Origin of the sequence: Streptomyces lydicus (genome assembly GCF_004125265.1) — a bacterium.
Classification (GTDB): Bacteria; Actinomycetota; Actinomycetes; order Streptomycetales; family Streptomycetaceae; genus Streptomyces; species Streptomyces lydicus_C.
Genome location: NZ_RDTE01000003.1, coordinates 8,563,113 through 8,583,635, shown reverse-complemented (window position 1 = coordinate 8,583,635; position 20,523 = coordinate 8,563,113). Strand labels below are relative to the sequence as shown.

Genomic DNA, 20,523 nt, shown 5'->3' with positions numbered 1-20,523 from the left:
GCCGAGTCGCCCGACAGGAACAGGCGGCCGGGCGAACGTTCCTCGCTCCCGATGCCCAAGGCTTTCGCCAAGACGGCGGCCTCACCCCCGTCCTTCTGGGCAGCGCGCCATGTCGCCCGGGTGTGTCCGTGCTTCGCGCTTATGGTGCTGTCCGGAGGTGGAGAATGCGAGTGGGGTTGCATGCGCTGGGTATCGGTGACGGTGCCCGTCCCGAGGTGATCCGTGCAGTGGCCACAGCCGCCGAGGCGTACGGCTTCGCGCGGCTGTGGTGCGGCGAGCACGTGGTGCTCGTGGACGCGCCCGCCTCGCGCTACCCCTACTCCGCGGACGGCCGGATCGCCGTGCCCGCGGACGCGGACTGGCTGGACCCGCTGCTCGCCCTGACCTTCGCGGCGGCGGTGACCAGCCGGATCGAGCTCGCCTCCGGCGTGCTCCTGCTGCCTGAGCACCACCCCGTCCTTGTTGCCAAACAGGTCGCCACACTCGATGTGCTGTGCGCCGGGCGGTTCAGCCTCGGGGTCGGGGTCGGCTGGTCCGCCGAGGAATTCGCAGCGCTGGGAGTTCCCTTCGCCCAGCGAGGGCGGCGTGCCGAGGAGTACCTGGACGCGATGCGTGCCCTGTGGTCCGAGGATCCCGCCTCCTTCGCGGGGGAGTTCATCCGCTTCGACGCAATCCGGGTCAATCCGAAGCCACTGCGCGGCGGCCGGCTCCCTGTCGTGGTCGGCGGCAACAGCAAGGCCGCCTTGCGCCGCGCGGCCACGCTCGCCGACGGCTGGTACGGCTTCAACGTCCCGGTGGCCGACGTCCCGGTGCACCTCGCGGTTCTCGCCGATGAGTGCGCCCGCCACGGTCGCGCTTTCGACGAGCTCACGGTCGCCGTCGCGCTGAGCGACGGTCTCCCCGAGCACCTGCCCGCGCTCGCTGCGGCGGGCGTCACCGATCTCGTGGTCGTCGGCGCACCCCCGCCCCATCCCGACGCGGCGACCGCCTGGGTCGCGGAACTCGCCGGGACCTGGATCCATCCGGAGCAATAAGGGTCTGGCAGCAGGGGGCGAGGTGTACGCATTTACTGCGGGCCGCGCTGGAAGAGCGGGCGCGGCGACCAGACCAGTGACCGGAACTCGGGAGCGGGCGCGCACTTCGGCTGCCACGCGCCCGGGCGGTGCCCCCGGTCCGCCGCGCCATCGTCGTACATCGCGAAGGTCGAGCGGTACCTCATCGGTGCGGGCATCGCCAAGTCCTCCACACGGAGCTATCGGATCTCGTTGACGACATGGGGATGGATGTTCGCTGACGAACCGGCGCGGACCGGCTCCGCCCGCCGGGGCGCGAAGCGGCCCTTCTTCCCCACCGCCGCGATCGACGGACCCGGCGCTGCCGGAGGCGGGGCCGCGGTGCGTGTACCCCGTGGCGAGGCCGGGCCCGAGGGTGCGTTACGCCCCGACGATGCGAGCGGTCTCGGAACTCATGCCAGGACAGCCGGCTTCAGGACCTCTTCACACCATTCGCGGAAGGTTGTCGGGCTCGCGGTCCCAGGGGTGCGCTGTACGCCGTCGTCGAGGCCGTCGTCCTTGGCGCGCATCATGTCCACATAACCTTCGACGACCGCGTTCCCGATTCCGTGACCGGTGAGTGCGTTGCGGAAGTCGTCGAAGGACTGCCGCTCGTAGCGGACCGGGCGGCCGAGCACGTCAGAGATCGTGCGCGCCATGTCGTTCGCCGAAAGGTCCTCGGGGCCCAGCACCGGGACCTCGCCCGTACCCGTCCATGTACGGTCGAGCAGCAGGCCGGCGGCGGCCGCGGCGATGTCCCGGGTCGCGGCCGTCGGTGCTTTGCGGTCAGCGGTGACCGTGTCGGTGAACACGCCGTGGTCGCGGATCGGCGCCACCTGGCGTAGCAGGTTGTCCATGAAGGTCGGGTTCGCGAGCGCCCGATAAGCCACGCCTGTAGTCGCGATGAGGTCGTCCATGGCCAGCGACGCTGTGACATGCCCGGCGCGGTGGGCGAGCGGGGTGCCGCGGCCGAGCGCCGAGACGCCGACGACGTGTCCCACGCCGTGGGTCTTGAACGCCTCTGCGGCGGCGCGAGTGAACCCGGAGTACACGGCGTCCAGGCTCGGTGCCCGCGGGTTTGACGGGACGAGCCAGAAAACGGCGTCCGCGCCGGTGAAGGCCCGGTCGACGACCGCTGCGTCGCCGTGGGAGCCGGTGACGACGTCGACGCGGGCGCGGGCCGCGGCGGGGAGTTTCCCGGGGTCGCGCATGATGACGCGCAGCTCTTCATCGCGAGTGGGGGCCTCGTTGAGCAGGATGTCCAGGAGCCGGCTGCCGATCTGGCCGGTGGGAGCGGTGATGACGATCATGTTTCGAGTCTCGGCGCGGGCCACCTGCGGCGTCCAATACCTCTTCCCGGCAATTGATACCTCGATGGCATGGATCTTGACCTGCGCAAGCTCCGCTACTTCGTCGCGGTGGCCGAGCACCGGCACTTCGGCCGGGCGGCGGAACAGCTCTACACCAACCAGCCAGCCGGTTCTCAGCCGTCAGGTCAGGGTCTTCGAGCGGGACCTGGAGTGCACTCTGCTCGTACGGACCACCCGCAACATGGAGCTGACCGCCGAGGGGAAGCAGCTCTACGAGGAGGCGCAGGGCATCCTCGCGGCCGAAGCCATGGACGAGACCGTGCCAGCACAGCGCCGCCGGCACACCAATGTTCGTTCCCAAGCCGCACAGACCAGCAGCAGCCGGCGCCCCAGCACAGCCTCCGGGCCTCCTGCAGACTTCGGCTGACCGCTCCCCGCCCTGGGGTCTGCCCCGCCGCGGCGGCGCCGCCGAGCACGCCATGTGGCCCCGGAGTATGCAGGAGCAGACGGCAGGGACCGGGTCCGGCAGGCCTTGCGCGGCCGGATAATCTGGGCCCGTCAGCGAAGATCGCGGAAGGACGGAACACATGGCAGACATCATGGAGACGGCGGCGCGGAAGGTCTTCGAGCGCTACGACATCGACGGCGACGGCCTGGTCACGGCAGACGAATACCGCAAGGTCGTGGCGGAGTTGGAAGGCGCGCAGATCACCGAGGCGCAGGCCCAGGAGCTGATCGACTCGCTCGACACCGACGGCGACCGCCAGATGTCCTTCGAGGAGTTCTGGGCTGCCATGAAGGGCTGACCCTCCGGGTCGGCATATGACGGTGCCGCAGGCGTGCGGCTCCTCCCCGTCCTCATGTGGTTCGTGGACGGCTCAAGCGAGGACGCGCGACGAGCTCGCCCCCGGCGAGGTGGGAGCAGGTGCTCCAGCGCGGCTTGGCGGCCCTCGCGCAGTGAGTCGCTCGACGCCCGCGGCGGCCATCACGCCAGACCTCCCCGCCGACCCTTCGGACGACGGCGGGACGTCTCCCATCCGCCTGGTCCTGGGGCCGCCAGAGGACCGGGGTCCGGTTTGGCGGCCAGGCACCGCGGGGTACTTGGCCGCCTCGGACCGCGGGCCAAATCCGCGCCGGCTCGCGCGCGATGCAGCGGAATGCAACCGGGGAATGCAAAGGCTCATCGCGATGCCTCCGCAGCAGGGCGGGCAAGCGGGCACGAGGCTCCGGTCGTCGGCCGGCGGTGGGAACGCCGGCCGGCGGCACTCCAGGCCGGAGTACCGGATCCGCCGGGCCATGCGGGTGACTGGGCACCTGTGGCTGTAGTCAGTCCTGGATCGCGTTGGACAGAGCTTCGGCGATCAGTCGGGTGGCAAAGTCGCGGTCGTCGGTGAGCCGGTTGATGTGCTCGGCGAGCAGGAAGGCCGTGGCTTCCAGGGGATTCATCTCCTTCACAGTCCACTTTCCGTACTGCTTGCGCCACAGGCTGGGGCTCAGGCCGGTCCCTGCCGCGATGACCAGACCGGCCATGGTGGGGATGGCCTCGGGACGGACGCTCCTGGGCATCATGCGCATCGTGGCCACGAGTGGGGGCACCACGCACTCGATGACGTCCTTGTCGTGGTCCTCGTAGGCCATCCGCAGCCAGTTCATGAACATGTAGATGAGCGTGCACGCACCGTCCAACACGTCACCAGCTCCCTTGGGACTCAGGGAGGCGGTGAACTGGTCGATCAGCTCCTGCTGTTCGGGGTCGGTCTCAGTCGTGCCGTCGTAGACGGCTTTGAGCCGGGAGTCGATCACCATGAGCGCTGCCCCCACATCGCCGGCGGGAGCGTAGCGGGGGTCGCAGGACGATGACACAGATTTCCTCCTCGTGTGGCCACGTTAGGTAGCGTGGCATATGCGTACGGTAGACCGCCGGTCACGAACGGGGCAGGAAAATACCGCGTGATAAGCGTCCGATACGCCTCAAACAGAACTCGTGAGCGACCCCTCCCTCTACCTCGTGAGCTCGGGACGGCGACCAGTCCCAGCACCATTTGAAACGTCGTCACAGGGTCCCGACTCCCAGCACCCGTGACTCTCGGCACCCGTGACTCTCAGCACTCCCTGATGCTGCGCACAGCGACACCTGACGGGTCGTCTCGACTGCTGGTCAAAGCGCCCCATCAGCGGCCCAGTTGAGCGCAACCACCAGGTCGTCCCACGAGTCTGACTCGTGAACGCACCGCTACATTCCCGCCCCTTGGGCCGTGCCGGCTTCAGTCAGGGCGTGCCCTGCCCCAATCCCCCCAAGGGCGTGGGCGTCGGCGGGATCGTCGCCATCGGCTCCGAGTACTGGACCGGCTTCCCCATCCCGGCGTACATACTGCGCAACACGCTGGTCCACGAGCCGCTGCACGCACACGGCCTCGATCACCCGAACACCGCAGACAAGGGCGGCAAGCTGATCGACTACAAGTGCGTGGCCACCAGAGGCAACACGCCGATCATGTGCAGCCCCAACGGCGGCTACAAGACGGCTGCCGGTATGGGCCACCTCACCGGCTACGACCTCGACGGGCTGAAGGCGCTGCTGGCCAACGCCCGCGCGCACGGCATCAAGTAGCCCGCCACGTCACCATCCACCGCACCCACGGGGGGAGTTGACTCCGTCCGGCCGTGCGCGGGCCGTTCGCCCCATGCGCTCTGTGGGCGGCTCCGTTCAGGAGGTGCCGGCTCCCGCCTTTGCCGCCGCGGCCAGGTAGGCCACCACCAAGGGCCGCTCGTCGTCCCGGCGGGCGGCTACCGCCAGGCGGGAGGGTGAGATGCCCCGGACCGGTACGGCGATCACCCCGTCCCGGACGACCAGCGGGGCGTTGCCGGTGGCCAGAAGTGCCACGCCCTGGCCGTTGGCGACCGCCTCGTAAGTCTCCTCGGCGCTGCCCACCACCCCGCCTATCAGCGGCGCGCGACCGTCCCGGGCGTCCAGGGCCAGCCAGTAGTCCCGCAGCGGACCGGCTTCGGCGGGGAGGGCGAGGAACGGCTCGTCGAGCAGATCGGTGAAGTCCACCGCCCCCTCGCTGTCGGCTGCGGCCCGCGCCGCCAAGGGGTGCCCCTGCGGCAGTGCCACAAGGCGAGGCTCCTGAGCCACCACTGCATGCCGGTAGCGGTCGCCGTCGGGCAGCGGCAGCCAGACGAAGGCGACATCGCTGGATCCGTCCGCCAACCCGGCGCTCGGGTCCGCCCAGTTGACCTGCCGCAGGACGGGCCGTGCGTGCGGATGCCGGGAGAGAAACCGGGTGCGCAGGGCGGGCAGCAGTCCGCGGCCCGGACTGGTGGACATGCCGATCACCAGGGTGTGCAGCTCGGCGGCCCTCGCCTCCTCCACCGCGGTCTCGGCGGCCTCCCATGCGGCCAGCATCCCGTGGGCGTGCGGCAGCAGGGCTCCCCCCACCACGGTCAACCGCACTACCCGCCGGTCCCGATGGAACAGACGCGCGCCGAGCTGCTTCTCCAGCATCCGTATCTGCTTGCTGAGCGCGGGCTGGGAGACGAAAAGCCGCTCGGCGGCCCGGGTGAAGTTCAACTCCTCGGCGACCGCGGCGAAGTAGCGGAGATCGCGTCCATGGACATCCATAACCGATAGCTATCACAACAGGTCTTGGACCTGGTCCCGGATCCCGGCGAAGGATGGCAGCTGTCGGCGGGCAGGTCCCGCACAGCAGTTGACCAAGGAGACGAAAAAATGACCGAGAGCGGCAAGGTCTGGCTGGTCACCGGTGCGAGCAGCGGCTTCGGGCGGGCCATCGCCGAGGCCGCGCTCGCCGCCGGTGACACGGTGATCGGCACGGCCCGACGGACCGAGGCGCTGGCCGACCTGGTCGCCGCGCACCCCGACCGGGTGGAGGCGATCGGCCTGGACGTGACCGACGGCGAGCGGATCAACGCGGTGGCCGCTGATGTCCTGGCTCGCTACGACCGGGTGGACGTGCTGGTGAACAACGCCGGGCGCACGCAGGTCGGGGCGTTCGAGGAGACCACCGACCGGGAGTTGCGTGACCTGTTCGAGCTGCACGTCTTCGGCCCGGCGCGGCTGACCCGGGCGCTGCTGCCGCAGATGCGGGAGCGGGGCAGCGGATCCATCGTCAACATCAGCAGTTTCGGCGGACAGCTGTCCTTCGCCGGGTTCTCCGCTTACAGCGCGACCAAGGCGGCGCTGGAGCAGTTGTCGGAGGGCCTGGCCGACGAAGTGGCGCCGTTCGGCATCAAGGTGCTGATCGTGGAGCCCGGCGCGTTCCGCACCAATCTGTTCGGCAAGGGCGCGGCGTACTTCTCCCAGGAGCACCCGGCGTACGCGGAGAAGGTCGGCGCCACCCGGAAGCTGCTGCAGGATGGCGACGGCACCCAGCCCGGGGACCCGGCGAAGGCCGCGGCGGCGATCCGGCTGGCTCTGGACGCCGAGGAAACCCCGCTGCGGCTCGCCCTCGACGGCGACGCGGTGGACTTCCTCGTCGGACATCTGGACTCGGTGCGGGCCGAGCTCGCCGTGTGGGAGAAGGTCTCCCGAGGGACGGACTTCGACGCTCGGTGACGGTCCGGGGCGGCGCGGAGACCTGTCGGATCGGGGCGGGACCTGTCGGCGCGGACAGAGCCCGTTCCTCTGCGGTCCCGGAATCCGTACGCGTCTCTGCCCGCCGCGAGTCGGCGGCAGCCGGCCGTCAGACACGGACCGCTACGCCGGGCGGCGGAGCTCCCGCCGCCCGGTGGTGTCCATGTCCGCTCACGTCGACACGCCAGGGTGCGCCCACTACCAGCCGACCTTCGGCGGTCGCCCCTGGTCTCCCCTCTCGCTTGTACACCGTCAAGAAGGTCTCAGGAGTGCCCTGATGAAGTCCCTGCTCAAGTCCTCCCCTCCCGCCGGCGCCGCGGCCGATACGCCGGAAGCCGCCCGGGGTGGATCCACCGTGGTGCTCGGCGCCGCCCTGCTCGGCTTCTTCCTCATCTCGCTGGATGCGTTGATCGTCACCGTCGCGCTGCCCGACATCGGCCGCGGTCTCGGCGGCGGCATGTCCGGCCTGCAGTGGATGGTGGACGGCTACACGCTGATGTTCGCCGCCCTGATGCTCTCCGCAGGCGCCCTCTCCGACCGCATCGGAGCCCGACGGGCGTACGGCGGCGGGCTGGTGCTCTTCACGCTGGCCTCGGCCGCGTGCGGACTGGCGCCCGGCCTCGGTGTGCTGGTGGCGGCGCGGCTGGTGCAGGGGGCCGCGGCGGCGGTGATGATGCCGGCGTCGCTGGCGCTGGTGAGGCAGGGCTTCCCCGACCAGGCGAAGCGGGCGCAGGCGATCGCCGTCTGGACCGTGGGCGGCGCGGTCGCGGTGGCGGCGGGGCCGGTGCTCGGCGGGGCGCTCACCGCTACCGTGGGCTGGCGGTGGATCTTCTTCGTCAACCTCCCGGCGGGCCTGCTAGCGCTCGCCCTGCTGGCCCGGGTACCCGCTTCCCCGCGGCTGCCCGCACGGCTGGACGTGGTCGGGCAGGTGACGGCGGTGGCCGCGATGGGCGCGCTGACGTACGGCGTGATCGAGGGCGGCGACAAGGGCTTCGGGCGGCCGCTCGTGGTGGCGTCGCTGCTGGTGGCCGCCGTCGCGGCAGCCATCTTCCTCACCGCACAGGCCAGGAGCGCGCACCCGATGCTCCCCTTGCCGCTGTTCCGCTCGCGAGTGGTGGCGGTGTCCCTGGTGGTCGGCTTCATGCTCAACGCCGCCTACTACGGAGGGGTGTTCGTCTTCAGCCTGTACCTCCAGCAGGAGCGCGGGCAGTCGGCGCTGCATGCGGGCCTGATGTTCATTCCGATGACGGCGCTGGTCGCCGTGGTGAACCTGACCTCGGCGAAGCTGGCCGCGCGGTTCGGCCCGCGGGTGCCGATGGTGGCAGGACAGCTGGTCGGGACGGCCGGGCTGCTGGCGCTGCTCGGGGTCGGTGCGCACACCGATGTGTGGGCGGTGGCCGCGCTCATGGTGCCGGTCGGCCTCGGCGGGGCACTGACCGTGCCGGCACTGACCGCCATGCTGCTCGACGCGGTGCCCGCGGACCGGGCAGGCACCGCGTCCGCCGTGCTCAACACCGGCCGCCAGGTCGGCGGAGCGATCGCGGTGGCGGTCTTCGGCGCGCTGCTGGCGGGGGCGGACACGTTCTTGGCCGGGATGCGGTGGAGCATGCTGCTCGCGGCGGCCGGGCTCGTACTGACGGCGGGCGCGACGCTCAAGCTGCCGCCGGCCGGGCGCCGGGAGGGGTAGGTGTGAGGCTTGCTGCGGGCCGGGGGCGTGCCCCTGGTGATCCTCGGCACGTCCGGGAGACCTCCGCTGTCCCGGCCTGGCGGAGGCGTTGGTGGGCGCAGGAGACGAGCGGCAGAAGACGGTGCGACGACTTCGCAGGCCGGTGCGATCCTTGAATCAGATGCGTCTGACGCGAGCTGGGAGCCCCAGCGCGCCGGAGGGGTCAGGTGCTGCTCTCACAGATGACGGTGTAGTGCCCATGGAAACCTCCGACAGCGACACCTCCGACAGCGCAGGCGCAGCCGGCCGCGGCCCGGGGCCGGGGCCGGGGCCACGGAACGAGTGGTGGCATGCGAACCCGCCGATGCTGGAGCGGATCCTCGCCCTTTCCCCGGCGGGTATGGCCGTGCTGGACCGGGAGCTGTGCTTCGTCTGGGTCAACGAGGCTCTGGAGCGCCTCGGGGGTCTTCCCCGTGACCAGCGGTTGGGCAAGCGGCTGCGGGACGTGCTGCCGCTCTTGGACCTCGAGCTGGATGCCGAGGGGGTGGAGTCGCGTACGCGGGAGGTGCTCGACACCGGTCGGCCCCTGGTCGATCACCTGCTGCGAGGCGGCACGAAGGCACACCCGCACCGGCCGCACGCCTACTCGCTGTCCGTTTTCCGGCTCCACGACGCCGCGAACCGGGTACTGGGCGTGTCCTTCATCGTCCTCGACATCACCGACCGCTGGCGGGCCCGGGAACGGCTCGCCTTGCTGAACGAGGTCGGAGCACAGACCAGCAGCACTTTGGATGTCATGCACACCGCACAGACCCTGGCCGACATCAGCGTGCCCCGGCTGGCCGACTTCGTCGCCGTCGACCTCCTGGAGTCGGTGATACGCGGCGACACGCCGCGCCCCGGCGCTCCCCTCCGTCCGCCGCAGATGCGCCGTGCGGGCCAGCAGTCGATCCACGAAGGCGTTCCCGAGTCGGTCGCGGCGACCGGGCAGGCCGTCGCCTTCCATCCCCACTCCCCCGAGATGCAGTGCATGCAGGACGGGCGCTCCCGGCTGGAAGCCATGCCAGGTGCGTCGACCAACAGCTGGTTCGCCACCGACCCGGCCCGGACCGCGAAAATCCAGGAGTTCGGCTTCTGCTCCCTGATACTCGTCCCGATCCGCGCCCTCGGCGATGTCCTGGGCGTCGTCAGGTTCATCCGCTGGCAGCTGCGCGACCCCTTCGAGCAGGACGACCTGCTGCTCGCGGAAGAGGTCGTGGCCCGCGCGGCGGTGAGCATCGACAACGCCCGCCGCTACACCCGGCAGCACAGCACCGCGCTGGCCCTGCAGCGCAGCCTGCTCCCGCGCAGTCTCACCGGGGGCAGCACTCTCGATGTCGCCTGGCGCTACCTGCCCGCCCATGCCTCCGATGGCGCGGGCGGCGACTGGTGCGACGTGATTCCCCTGTCCGGCGCCCGGGTGGCCATGGTCGTCGGAGACGTCGTGGGGCACGGGATCGACTCCGCAGCAACCATGGGACGGCTCCGCACCACCGTTCGCACCCTGGCGGACATGGACCTGCCCCCGGACGAGCTGCTGGCCCACCTCGACGACCTGGTGCTGCGCCTGATCGACGAGGAGCAGACCGCCGACCCGTCGCTGTCCCCCGCCGCGCTCGGCGCCACCTGCCTGTACGCCGTATACGACCCGGTCGCCCGCAAGTCCACCATGGCCCGCGCCGGCCATCCCCCTGCCGCCGTCGTCACCCCGGACGGCTCGGTGACCTTCCCCGACCTGCCCGCGGGACCTCCGCTCGGCCTGGGCGCCCTGCCCTTCGAATCCGCCGAGGTCGACATCGTCGACGGCAGCATCCTCGCCCTGTACACCGACGGCCTGATAGAAACGCGCGACCAGGACATGGACCTGGGCCTTACCCGGCTGCGTACCGCGCTGGCCTCCCCCGAGGCGCGGCTCGACGAACTCTGCGGAACCGTCCTGAACGACGTGCTCACCGGCCGTCCCGACGACGATGTCGCACTGCTCCTGGCCCGCACCCACGCCCTCGGCGAGGACCAGGTGGCCACCTGGGAGCTGACCTCCCACCCGTCGGTCGTCGCGGACGCCCGCACCCTGGCCGCCGACCGCCTCACCGCCTGGGGACTGGACGGCCTGCTCTTCACCTTCGAGCTGATCGTCAGCGAGCTGGTCACCAACGCCATCCGCTACGGCAACGGACACATCCGGCTGCGCCTGATCCGGCAGGATGCGCTCATCTGCGAAGTCTCCGACGCCAGCAGCAGCGCACCACGCATGCGCCACGCACGGACCACCGACGAAAGCGGCCGCGGCCTTTTCCTCGTGGCGCAACTGGCCCACCGCTGGGGCACCCGCTACACGACCGACGGCAAGATCGTCTGGGCAGAGGAACACCTCCCGGCGAACGGCGGCGGGCAACGGGCAGCCTGACCTTCCGGCAGACGGCACACGGCACGGACGACCGCCCTCCTACCGAACGCCGGTCACCTGGCGCCGTCGCGGCCGGCGAGAGGCCGGACTTCATCGTCTCCGTGGCGCGATGACTCGCATACGCCTCCACAGCCTGCAACAGCTGTTCCCCTCCCCCCGTAGAGAATGCACGGCATGACGACGCGAAGAGCACCGGCCGGGCGGCAGCGCCGGCTCAAGGCCGGAACCTGGGACACGGTCGCCGACGGGGACCGACGGATCTGCGCCGACTGCGGAACGCCCGTCCGCTCGTACCGGTACCGCTTCCATCCGCCCGAGTCCGCCATGTTCGAGCGATGTGTGGGACTCGCCTGGTGTTCCGGTTGCCGGCCCTACTCCGGCCACATGGTGCACGACCCCGGGAACGAGTCCTCGTCGACGCCTTGGCTTCGCTTCCCCGTGAGCAACGGGAGCGGCTTGCGCGTTCGGAATCCCGCCTGGTCGAATTCCTGGACAGAACGACTGATGGCTTTGAGAGAATGGGGCAACGACTTCAAGCGCCTGAGCCGGGGCTCGGGGCTGCACTGAGCCGCAAGCAGTGGACATCTCCGCAGTGGGCCGCTTCGACCTCGGTCGTCGAGTCGTCTTCGAAGCGCAGTATGAAGAACGGGCCGGCTTCGGTGAGGAGTTGAAGGCTGTCCGCGGCATCGTCGTCAAGCGCGGGTGAAACGATGGCGTTCCAGGTGGTGTTGCCGAGATCCGGCGTGAGCCTGACGGGTATACGGGCCAGACAGGTTGAGGGGTTGGCCCACCACTCCAAGTGGGCGCTGCTCTCGCAGATGTTCATCTCATGAGGGTATGTGCCATGGCGTTTGCGGAGGCGTGGCTCGGGCCGCTGTCTCACCCCCCCGTCGTCTGCCTCAATCCCTCGTCGTCCCTGATTCCCCGTCGGCCAATAGCCTTTTGGTGTGCAGGTGTAGTTGCCGCGCTTCCTCGATCGTGAACCCGGGGCCGTGGGGGCTGAGCGGCACGTCCCGTATGAAGGCGCTGAGCGAGGCGGCGGGCGGGTCGTCCAGGAGCCTGACGATCGGGAGTATGGAGTCGTGGACCGGCTGGGCGGACCGGCGGATGGCGTCAATCTGTGCCATGGCGTCCGGCGTGTACTGCCCCGAGAAACTGGTGCTGACCGTGCCCGGGTTGAGCAGTACATACCTCACCCTCGTCCCCGGCCGGGCGTCCGCGAAGGCGACACCGAGAAGATCGTTGAGTCGCCCGCCTTGCATGAGCGCCCGTTGCCCGTCATAGTCCTTCGCGAGCTGCAGGTCTTCCCAGTGGATCTCCCCATCGCCGCCGGGCCCGGCGACGTTGAGGATGACCGGGGCGTCGGCGCATTCGAGCAGGTCGGTCAGCCCGTGGCTCAGTACGAAGCGGCTGAGGTAGAAGTGGGCGAAAGTGTGCTCGAAGCCTTCGGTGGTGACCAGTCGGATGGTCCGGAAGTGTCGGCCGCAGAGCACCAGGGTGTCGACCTGCGCACAGGAGGACCGGATATGTTCGACCGCTGCTGTGGTCTCGGACAGCCGGCTCAGATCGGCGGCTATGAAGTGCGCCCTGGCGGCCGCGCCACGCCGCCGGGCGCCATCGAGCCACGCCTCTCCCCTCCACCGATGCATCACGTACATCTCCTCGCCCTGCTGCGCGCGGAAGTCCTCCCAGGAGATCTGCCGCACGTCGACCTTCCGCCGCAGGACGCCGGCGAAGGTCTCGGCCGTCTGCGCCATCGACAACTCGTCGCCGGCCAGGTCCACTTCACGTCCCTTCCACTGTTCGGGCCGGCTCAGAGCCAACAGGCACAATGCACCGATGTCCGTCACGCTGACCTGCTGCAGCGGTCGGTCCGGCGACAACGGCGTCACCAGGGAGCCTTCCGTGATCTCTGGGCGCCGGGCCTCCCAGTTCTCCATCAGGAACACCGGCCGCAGCACGGTGAAAGGAACGGCACTCTCCGCCAGGTATCGCTCGACCTCGTACTTGCTCTCGAAGTGGGGAATACCGGTGTTCTTGTCGGCGCTGCCCACCGAGCTGAACACGAAGTGCTCCACGCCCGCCTGCGCCGCAAGGTCCACCATGAGCTTGCCCTGGCGTACCTCGCCCTCGTAGCCGGCCTCGAAGAACTGCGTGACGCAGAACACCGCGCCCACGCCCGCCAGAGCGCCACGCAACGACTCCGCGTCCTTCAGATCTCCGGCCACCACCTGCGCACCCTGATCCGCGAGGGCACGCGCGGCCGGCTTGTCCGGATGGCGGGTCAGAGCCCGCACGGGCCTGCCCGCCGCGAGCAGATGCCGGGCCACGGCCCCTCCCTGCTGTCCGGTGGCTCCCACTACCAACACCGCACCGCGCGGCTCGTCCACATCAGACATCTTCGACACCCACCTCACGACGCGCTCCGGCACGACCACCCGTTTCCCGACCGTGGCCCAGGCCGCCACCTGCAGCAACGGCCCATCGGTACCACCAAGCCACCGGCCGCCAAACCCGGGCCGTCGCGCCACAGCGGCGCCCGGCGGGCGGCTCTGACGGCTATGGCCTTCCGATCACGGGGAGAGGTGCTGCAGGGAGAAGGCCGCCGTATAGCCCCTTTCGGCGCTCGCCCAAGCGACCGAGGCCAGCGCACTGTACGGGGCGATGTGGCGGTACGGCAGGCCGACCACGCCGGCCAGATGCGGGTGAGGGTCCGCATCACCGGCACAAAGCGAAAGATCAGGAGAGTTTGGCCGGCGCGCTTGTTCATGAGGCTTTCGGCTCGCTGCCACGCCGAGGCAGGAATGCGGCGGCCGAGCTTCCCGGTACGGAGGCGATTGCCCAGCAAGTGGCCGGTTCGATGGCCAAGCGCGTCCCCGATCATCACAGCGCCGGCGGCGACCGCGATGACCCACAACAGATTCATGCTGCCGGTACGGGCCAAGGCTCCCGCGGTGAGCATAAGAGCGAGAGTGGGGATGACGGCACCCACCAGCAAAACGGACTCCGCAATGATTGCCGCGCCCAGCACCGTGTAGGCGGTGGCAGACGGAATCTGGCCGAGCAGACCGGGGAAGGTATTCATCGCGCCATGTCCGGCTGGGCGGTCAATACGCCGGAGGATTCGACAGCTTCGAGAGGTCGGCGCAGTTGCCACACCTGCGCGGGTGGCAGATTTCCCCATACGGTCCAACAGCCGGTCGCGTACCGGTGGTGATACCGGTTCAACAGATTTTTGACATCGCGTTGACGTCGGGCCTCCGGGCGGGAGGTCAGAAAGGTGCGGACGAAGCGGCTGCCTCGATAGGAAAAGTAGGTGAGCGTGCCCCCGGGGCGGAGCAGGTGAAAGTAGTGCCCCATGATCTCCTCAACCTGCCGGGGGGAGAAGTTGGAGAACGGCAGGCCGGAGACGATCACGTCATAGCGGCGGTCGGTGGTGAGCTGTTCGACGCCTACATTATGGACGCGCACTTGCTCCTGCTTTTCCGGCAGGTGCGGGCAGCAGCCCACCAGACGACGCAGGTGTGCGGCGAAATGGTCATTGGCTTCCACGATGTCCAGGCGGCTTCCCTCAGATATCCGGGGAAGCAGGACGCGTGTGACCGAGCCGGTACCCGCGCCTACTTCCAGGACATTCGAGACCCGCGGCGCTCGCTCCCGCAAGGGGGAAGCCATCAGGTCGGCCAGCGACCTACTACTGGGGGCGATGGAGCCGACCGTGCGATGATTCCGTATCGATTCCACTAAGAAGTCCCAGCCTTCGGTCGCACGCCGAGTCCGGGCATGGTGGCGAGGGGTGATTTTTTCAGTCATGAGGAAAGAGAATTCCTGAGAGGATGAGAGGCGGCCGTGGGAATCAACCGCCGTTTGCGGGCAAGGGGATCAGGTCGCGATGGCAGGTGACGAGCTCTTGATCGGCGAAATGCTTCGTCTTTACCTGGCCGTCAGGGGGCAGGCCCTGGGGTGTACTCCGGCAGAATTCGTCAGGCAGCGGGAGTGCAGGGGCCGGCTACGAGTTCCTACAACACCGGCCGTGGTCCTGGGGCGTGGTCACTGCCACCAGGGCGCGAGGAGGCAGAGGTCGGCCATGGCATCGGCGGGAATCGCACGGCGGGTTGAGGGGGCAACGGGAAAGCGCGGAGCACCCTGTAGGGCTGCCGTGGGGGGCATGCGAACTCCTGGGTCCTGGAAAGCGTCGGAGGCTTCGACGTCCCCATCCTCGAATGCACAGGTCAGCGCCGTCCTCCCCCATAGGGACCCAAAAACGGACTGAACTGAAGTACCACCACAGACCCCCGCGTCATACTCGAGAGGGACGGCCTTCCCACCCTGAGAGCTACGGCCTGGTGGAAAACAGCTGGTCGTGCTGGTCGTCGGCTGCGCTGACATGATCGCCTGGACGTTCCGGGCCGGTCACACAGCGCCTATCTGCCAGGGAATCAAGGAAACTGACGATACGTCACAGATCAACACCTTCCGTACAACACACCTGGCTCGGCCGTGTGGCGCGTCCGGCCCACGTCGGCGTCCAGGTCCCGCTGTCGGGGCGGCCGGGGTATGCGGAGGCGAGGTGGTTGCGCAGTGCGGTGAGGGCGGGGTGCGGGTTGTCGGTGCGCCAGATCAGTGAGTGCGGGTAGACCGGGGTGGGGTCGTGCAGGGGGATCCGCCGCAAGTCGTGGCCGGCCGGCCAGACCAGCGGAGTCTGCTCGCTGACGAAGGTCGCCAGTGCCGAGGATTCGGCGATCGTGTCGAGGAGGTGCTCGATGCCGAAGTGGGGGCCGATCGAGTCGATGGTGAGACCGAACGTGGCGGCGAGTTCGTCATAGTAGGCCGCCCATTCGGTGCCAGGCAGGTTGCCAGGCATCCAGATGCGGCGCCCGGCGAGCTGGGCGGGCGCGATCGCGCGGGCGGCGGCGAACTCGTGCGCCGGTCCGGTGAACAGGTGGAGCGGTTCGTCCAAGACCGAAGTGGCCTCGACTCCGTCAGGGAGTTGCCGGCCGGGCATGGTTACGGCACGGAAGGTCGCGTCGATCATCCCGTCCCGGACGGCGGCGATGGCCGAGTCGGAGTCCAACAGGGTCACGACATCGAGATCGGTCCCGGGATGTGCGCGGTGGAAGTCGCGCAGCAGGCCCGCCACCGAGAGCCGGCGGCCGATCACGTCGACGCGCAACGCCCGGCGCCCCGGCCGCACGGAAGCGGCTGCCCGTTCCTCGGCCTGGAGGAGGGTCCGGGCGTAAGGCAGGAACGCCTGCCCGTCGATGGTGAGCCGGGCTCCACGGGCCGTGCGGCTGAACAGCTGCACACCGAGGTCCTTTTCCAGCACGGCGATGCGCTTGGAGACGGCCTGTGGGGTGATCGACAAGTGGGCGGCGGCTTCTTGGAACTGTCCCGCGTCCACGGCGGTGACGAAGGTGCGCACGGCGATGAGGTCCACGCCGATCATTCTAGGTGGACAACCATTCGTTGAGTTCGGTCGGCGAAATGGTTGTTTGATTCCGCCAGTCCTTGCTCGCTTTGATGTCTCTGGTCAACGTGCGGTTTCGCGAACAGCGCGACAGGAGGCGTGCTGCCCGGCAGCCGGGTGGCTGCGGACCTGCACTTCAAGGGCCCGCCGGACCGATGGCGCGCGCGGGCGGTTCGGCCCCTTGGCCGCCCCGTCGGCGCGACCGTACCGCGGTGGGTTCGGGCCGTCCGCCCATTCGTCACTGCCGATGCGGACACCACCACCAAAGCCACCATCGCGTCTCGGACCGGGATGGGGCTCCCCACTCCCCCGGAGGCGACCACTCATGCCGGATTCCTTCGTGCACCTGCACAATCACACCGAATACTCCATGCTGGACGGCGCGCAGAAGTTGAAGCCGATGTTCGCCGAAGTGGCCCGGCAGGAGATGCCCGCCGTCGCCATGAGCGATCACGGCAACATGTTCGGTGCCTACGAGTTCGCGCAGGTCGCGAAGGGCTTCGAAGAGATCAGGCCGATCATCGGCATCGAGGCGTATGTGGCACCCTCCTCTCGTTTTGTCCGGAGGCAGGAGTTCTGGGGGCCGGGAGGCCGTCGCGCCACGAGCGCGGACGGTGAGGGGTCGAAGGATGTCTCCGGCGGCGGCCGCTTCACGCATATGACCATGTGGGCGCGGAACGCCCAGGGCCTGCGGAATCTGTTCTGGCTCAGCACACAGGCAAGTTATGAGGGGCAGTTCCCTGCCGGAAAGCCGCGCATGGACCGGGAGTTGATCGCGCGGCGGCCGGACGGGCTCATCGCCACCACCGGCTGCCCCTCCGGCGAGATCCAGACCCGCCTGCGGCTGCACCAGTATGACGAGGCGAAGGCTGCTGCCGCGGCCTACCAGGAGATCTTCGGCCGCGAGAACTACTTCCTGGAGCTGATGGACCACGGTCTGGACATCGAACGTGAGGTGCGTGAGGGCCTGCTGCGTCTGGCCGGGGAATTGAAGATGCCCCTCCTGGCCACCAATGACGCGCACTATGTCACCGAGGACCAGGCCGACGCTCACGACAGCCTGCTGTGCATCGGCGTCGGCAAGAACAAGGACGACCCTGGCCGCTTCCGTTTTCACGGCTCCGGCTACTACCTCAAGAGCGCGGCCGAGATGCGCGGTCTGTTCTCGGAGCTTCCACAAGCCTGTGACAACACCCTGCTGATCGCCGAGCGCATCGAGTCCTATGACGAGGTCTTCGACCACGTCGACGAGATGCCGCAGTTCCCTGACGTGCCCCAAGGTGAGACACAGGAGTCGTGGCTGCGCAGGGAAGTCCTCCAGGGGCTGACGATGCGCTACGGGGACCCGGTCCCCCAGCACATCGTGGACCGCTTCGAGACCGAGATGTCGGTCATCGGCCCCATGGGCTTCAGCTCCTACTTCCTCGTCGTGGCGGACATCTGCCGCCACGCCCGGGAGAACAAGATCCCGCTCGGTCCGGGCCGGGGTTCGGCCACCGGCTCCCTCGTCGCCTACGCCACCCGTATCACCGAGTTGTGCCCACTGGAGCACGGCCTGCTCTTCGAGCGGTTCCTGAACCCCGAGCGCATCAACCCACCGGATGTGGACCTCGATTTCGACGACCGTCAGCGCGACCGGATGGTCCGCTATGTCACCGAGAAGTACGGCGAGGAGTACACCGCCATGGTGAACACGTTCGGCAGGATCAAGGCCAAGAACGCGATCAAGGACTCCTCGCGCATCCTCGGCTACCCCTATGCCCACGGCGAGCGGATCACCAAGGCGCTCCCGCCGGACCAGAACGGCAAGTCCGCTCCGCTGGCCGCCGTCTTCGCCCCCTCCCACGAGCGGTATGGCGAGGCCGGCGAGATCCGGCAGATGTACGACAACGAGCAGGACGTGAAGCGGGTCATCGACACCGCCCGTGGGGTGGAAGGCCTCACCCGCGGCACGGGTGTGCACGCCGCGGCGGTGATCCTCTCCAAGACGAAGCTCACCGACCGCATCCCGCTGCACATGCGTGCCTCGGACGGCGTGAAGATCACCGGCTTCGACTACCCGTCCTGCGAAGACATGGGTCTGATCAAAATGGACTTCCTGGGGCTACGGAACCTGGGTGTGATCGACCAGGCGATCGAGAACATCCGCCAGAACCGGGGCATCAGCCTGGCCACCGTGGATCCCCTGGACGGCGCCCCGTCCACTGTCGTGATCCCGCTGGACGACGCCAAGACGTACCGGCTGCTGGCCGAGGGCAACACCTTCGGTGTCTTCCAGCTCGACGGTGGCGGCATGCGCGTGCTGCTCAAACAGATGGAACCCACCCGGTTCGAGGACATCGCGGCGGTCAACGCCCTCTACCGGCCCGGCCCGATGGCGGCCAACGCACACACCCACTACGCGCACCGCAAGACCGGCCGCGAGGAGATCACGCCGATCCACCCCGAGCTGCGCGACGCCCTGGAGCCGATCCTCGGCAACACCTTCCATCTGCTCGTCTACCAGGAGCAGATCATGGCGATCGCCCGGGAACTCGCCGGGTACACCCTCGGCGGCGCCGACCTGCTGCGGCGTGCGATGGGCAAGAAGAAGCCCGAGGTACTGGCCGCGGAGTGGGACAAGTTCCACGACGGCATGCGGGGCAACGGGTACAGCGAAGAGGCCGTCAAGGCCCTGTGGGACGTCATGCTCCCGTTCTCCGGCTACGCGTTCAACAAGTCCCACACCGCCGGCTACGGACTCGTCTCGTACTGGACCGCCTACCTCAAGGCCAACTACCCGGCCGAGTACATGGCCGCCCTGCTCACCTCGGTCGGCGACGACAAGGACAAGGCCGCGGTCTACCTCGCCGACGCCCGCAAGAACGGCGTGCGGGTCCTCCAGCCCGACGTGAACGAGTCCGTCGCCGAATTCACCGCCGTCGGTGACGACGTACGGTTCGGACTGCGGTCCGTGCGCAATGTCGGCGACCAGGTCATCGAGGCCATCATCGACGCCCGCCGCCGGAGAGGGAAATTCACCTCCTTCTCCGACTTCCTCGACAAGGCCGACCTGCCCGCACTCAACAAACGGGCTGTGGAGTCCCTGATCAAGGCAGGCACCTTCGACTCCCTGAACCATTCCCGCAAGGGCCTCACCGCCGTCCACGAGAGCGCCATCGACGCCCTCATCCCCGTGAAGAAAGCGGCGAGCTTCGGACAGGACGATCTCTTCGCCGGCCTGGGCGGCGAAGCAGGTGGCGAAGGAAGTGGTGACGGAGGCGGCGAAAGGGGCGGCGGACCGGCCTTCGGCCTCGGCTCCCCGATCGACGAGACGGAGTGGCCCCGCAGACAGCTCCTGGCGACCGAACGCGACATGCTCGGCCTCTACGTCTCGGCCCACCCGCTGGACGGCGCCGAGCACATCCTCTCCGGCGCACGGGACTGTTCCCTCTCGGAACTGCTCGCCTCCGGGCGCACCACCGGGGAGGTACGGCTCTCCGGGCTGATCACCGGCATCCAGCTCAAGGTGACCAAACAGGGCAGCGCCTGGGCCATCGTGCACCTCGCGGACCGTGATGCCGGCATCGACGTACTCTTCTTCCCTGCCGCCTACCAGTTCGTGCGGCACGCGCTGGCCGAGGACAACGTCGTCTCTGTCAAGGGCAAGTTGGAGGACCGGGACGGAACCGTGAACGTCTTCGGCAGAGAACTCGCCGTACTGGACGTGTCCTCCGCCGAGCACGGTGGGAAACCCCCCGTGCGGCTCGCCCTCCCCGCCCACCGGATCACCGAACAGTCCGTGAGCGAACTGAAGCGCATCCTTGCGGACCATCCGGGCGACAGCCCGGTCCACCTCAGCGTCCGCGGCGCACACAAGACGACCGTGTACGCACTGCAGGCCACGGTGGACGCCCTCACCCTCGCATCCGACGTGAAGGGCACGTTCGGAGCCGAGGCGTGGGCGGGCCCGGAATGTTCTCCGCCTCGCTCGTGACGGCAATCGCCA

At 68.9% G+C, this 20,523-nt stretch carries 15 protein-coding genes and 1 pseudogene; 8 read left to right on the top strand and 8 right to left on the bottom strand.

The window, feature by feature from the left end; all coding sequences use genetic code 11:
* Positions 1-164 precede the first annotated feature (164 nt).
* On the top strand, positions 165-1,034 hold the full coding sequence (locus D9V36_RS40360; RefSeq protein ID WP_129298131.1) for an LLM class F420-dependent oxidoreductase: 870 nt from the start codon (positions 165-167) through the stop codon (positions 1,032-1,034).
* A gap of 32 nt (positions 1,035-1,066) precedes the next feature.
* Here the strand turns inward: D9V36_RS40360 and D9V36_RS41340 are convergent, their stop codons facing one another.
* A complete protein-coding gene (locus D9V36_RS41340; protein ID WP_164993137.1) occupies positions 1,067-1,231 on the bottom strand; it encodes a hypothetical protein in 165 nt (54 codons plus the stop codon).
* Between the two features lie 234 nt (positions 1,232-1,465).
* Positions 1,466-2,362, bottom strand: a complete 897-nt coding sequence (locus D9V36_RS40350) for an NAD(P)H-binding protein (protein ID WP_129298130.1) — start codon at positions 2,360-2,362, stop codon at positions 1,466-1,468.
* A gap of 69 nt (positions 2,363-2,431) precedes the next feature.
* On the opposite strand from D9V36_RS40350, the pseudogene D9V36_RS40345 reads away from it, so the two are divergent.
* A pseudogene (locus tag D9V36_RS40345) lies at positions 2,432-2,663 on the top strand (LysR family transcriptional regulator); the annotation flags it as partial.
* Between the two features lie 286 nt (positions 2,664-2,949).
* Positions 2,950-3,168: an EF-hand domain-containing protein gene (locus D9V36_RS40340; protein ID WP_129298129.1), complete on the top strand. Its 219-nt coding sequence runs from the start codon at positions 2,950-2,952 to the stop codon at positions 3,166-3,168.
* Positions 3,169-3,688: 520 nt separating this feature from the next.
* Here the strand turns inward: D9V36_RS40340 and D9V36_RS40335 are convergent.
* Positions 3,689-4,225, bottom strand: coding sequence for a hypothetical protein (locus D9V36_RS40335; protein ID WP_129298128.1), 537 nt, complete (start codon positions 4,223-4,225; stop codon positions 3,689-3,691).
* A gap of 412 nt (positions 4,226-4,637) precedes the next feature.
* On the opposite strand from D9V36_RS40335, the gene D9V36_RS40330 reads away from it, so the two are divergent.
* Positions 4,638-4,973, top strand: a complete 336-nt coding sequence (locus D9V36_RS40330; protein WP_206739793.1) for a hypothetical protein — start codon at positions 4,638-4,640, stop codon at positions 4,971-4,973.
* A 96-nt stretch (positions 4,974-5,069) separates the two neighbouring features.
* Here D9V36_RS40330 and D9V36_RS40325 read toward each other — a convergent pair whose 3' ends face one another.
* Positions 5,070-5,984: a LysR family transcriptional regulator gene (locus D9V36_RS40325; RefSeq protein ID WP_129298127.1), complete on the bottom strand. Its 915-nt coding sequence runs from the start codon at positions 5,982-5,984 to the stop codon at positions 5,070-5,072.
* Between the two features lie 108 nt (positions 5,985-6,092).
* Here D9V36_RS40325 and D9V36_RS40320 point away from each other — a divergent pair, with 108 nt between their 5' ends.
* The 3 genes from D9V36_RS40320 (at position 6,093) to D9V36_RS40310 (ending at position 11,068) form a co-directional block, all read left to right on the top strand.
* The gene (locus D9V36_RS40320; RefSeq protein ID WP_129298126.1) at positions 6,093-6,938 is read left to right on the top strand and encodes an oxidoreductase; all 846 of its coding nucleotides are present in this window, start codon (positions 6,093-6,095) and stop codon (positions 6,936-6,938) included.
* 295 nt (positions 6,939-7,233) lie between these two features.
* Entirely contained in the window at positions 7,234-8,643 is a 1,410-nt protein-coding gene (locus tag D9V36_RS40315) for an MFS transporter (RefSeq protein WP_431357739.1), read from the top strand.
* 238 nt (positions 8,644-8,881) lie between these two features.
* A complete protein-coding gene (locus tag D9V36_RS40310) occupies positions 8,882-11,068 on the top strand; it encodes a SpoIIE family protein phosphatase (protein ID WP_241721252.1) in 2,187 nt (728 codons plus the stop codon).
* A 532-nt stretch (positions 11,069-11,600) separates the two neighbouring features.
* Here D9V36_RS40310 and D9V36_RS41335 read toward each other — a convergent pair.
* The 4 genes from D9V36_RS41335 to D9V36_RS40285 form a co-directional block, all read right to left on the bottom strand.
* A complete protein-coding gene (locus D9V36_RS41335; protein WP_164993136.1) occupies positions 11,601-11,894 on the bottom strand; it encodes a hypothetical protein in 294 nt (97 codons plus the stop codon).
* A 73-nt stretch (positions 11,895-11,967) separates the two neighbouring features.
* Positions 11,968-13,467, bottom strand: a complete 1,500-nt coding sequence (locus D9V36_RS40300; RefSeq protein ID WP_129298123.1) for an NmrA family NAD(P)-binding protein — start codon at positions 13,465-13,467, stop codon at positions 11,968-11,970.
* 682 nt (positions 13,468-14,149) lie between these two features.
* On the bottom strand, positions 14,150-14,881 hold the full coding sequence (locus tag D9V36_RS40290; protein WP_129298122.1) for a class I SAM-dependent methyltransferase: 732 nt from the start codon (positions 14,879-14,881) through the stop codon (positions 14,150-14,152).
* A 646-nt stretch (positions 14,882-15,527) separates the two neighbouring features.
* The gene (locus tag D9V36_RS40285) at positions 15,528-16,505 is read right to left on the bottom strand and encodes a LysR family transcriptional regulator (RefSeq protein ID WP_129298121.1); all 978 of its coding nucleotides are present in this window, start codon (positions 16,503-16,505) and stop codon (positions 15,528-15,530) included.
* Positions 16,506-16,860: 355 nt separating this feature from the next.
* Between D9V36_RS40285 and dnaE the strand changes: the two genes are divergently transcribed.
* Positions 16,861-20,511 (top strand): DNA polymerase III subunit alpha, encoded by a 3,651-nt coding sequence (gene dnaE, locus D9V36_RS40280; RefSeq protein WP_129298120.1) that lies wholly within the window; start codon positions 16,861-16,863, stop codon positions 20,509-20,511.
* The last annotated feature ends 12 nt before the right edge of the window (positions 20,512-20,523 follow it).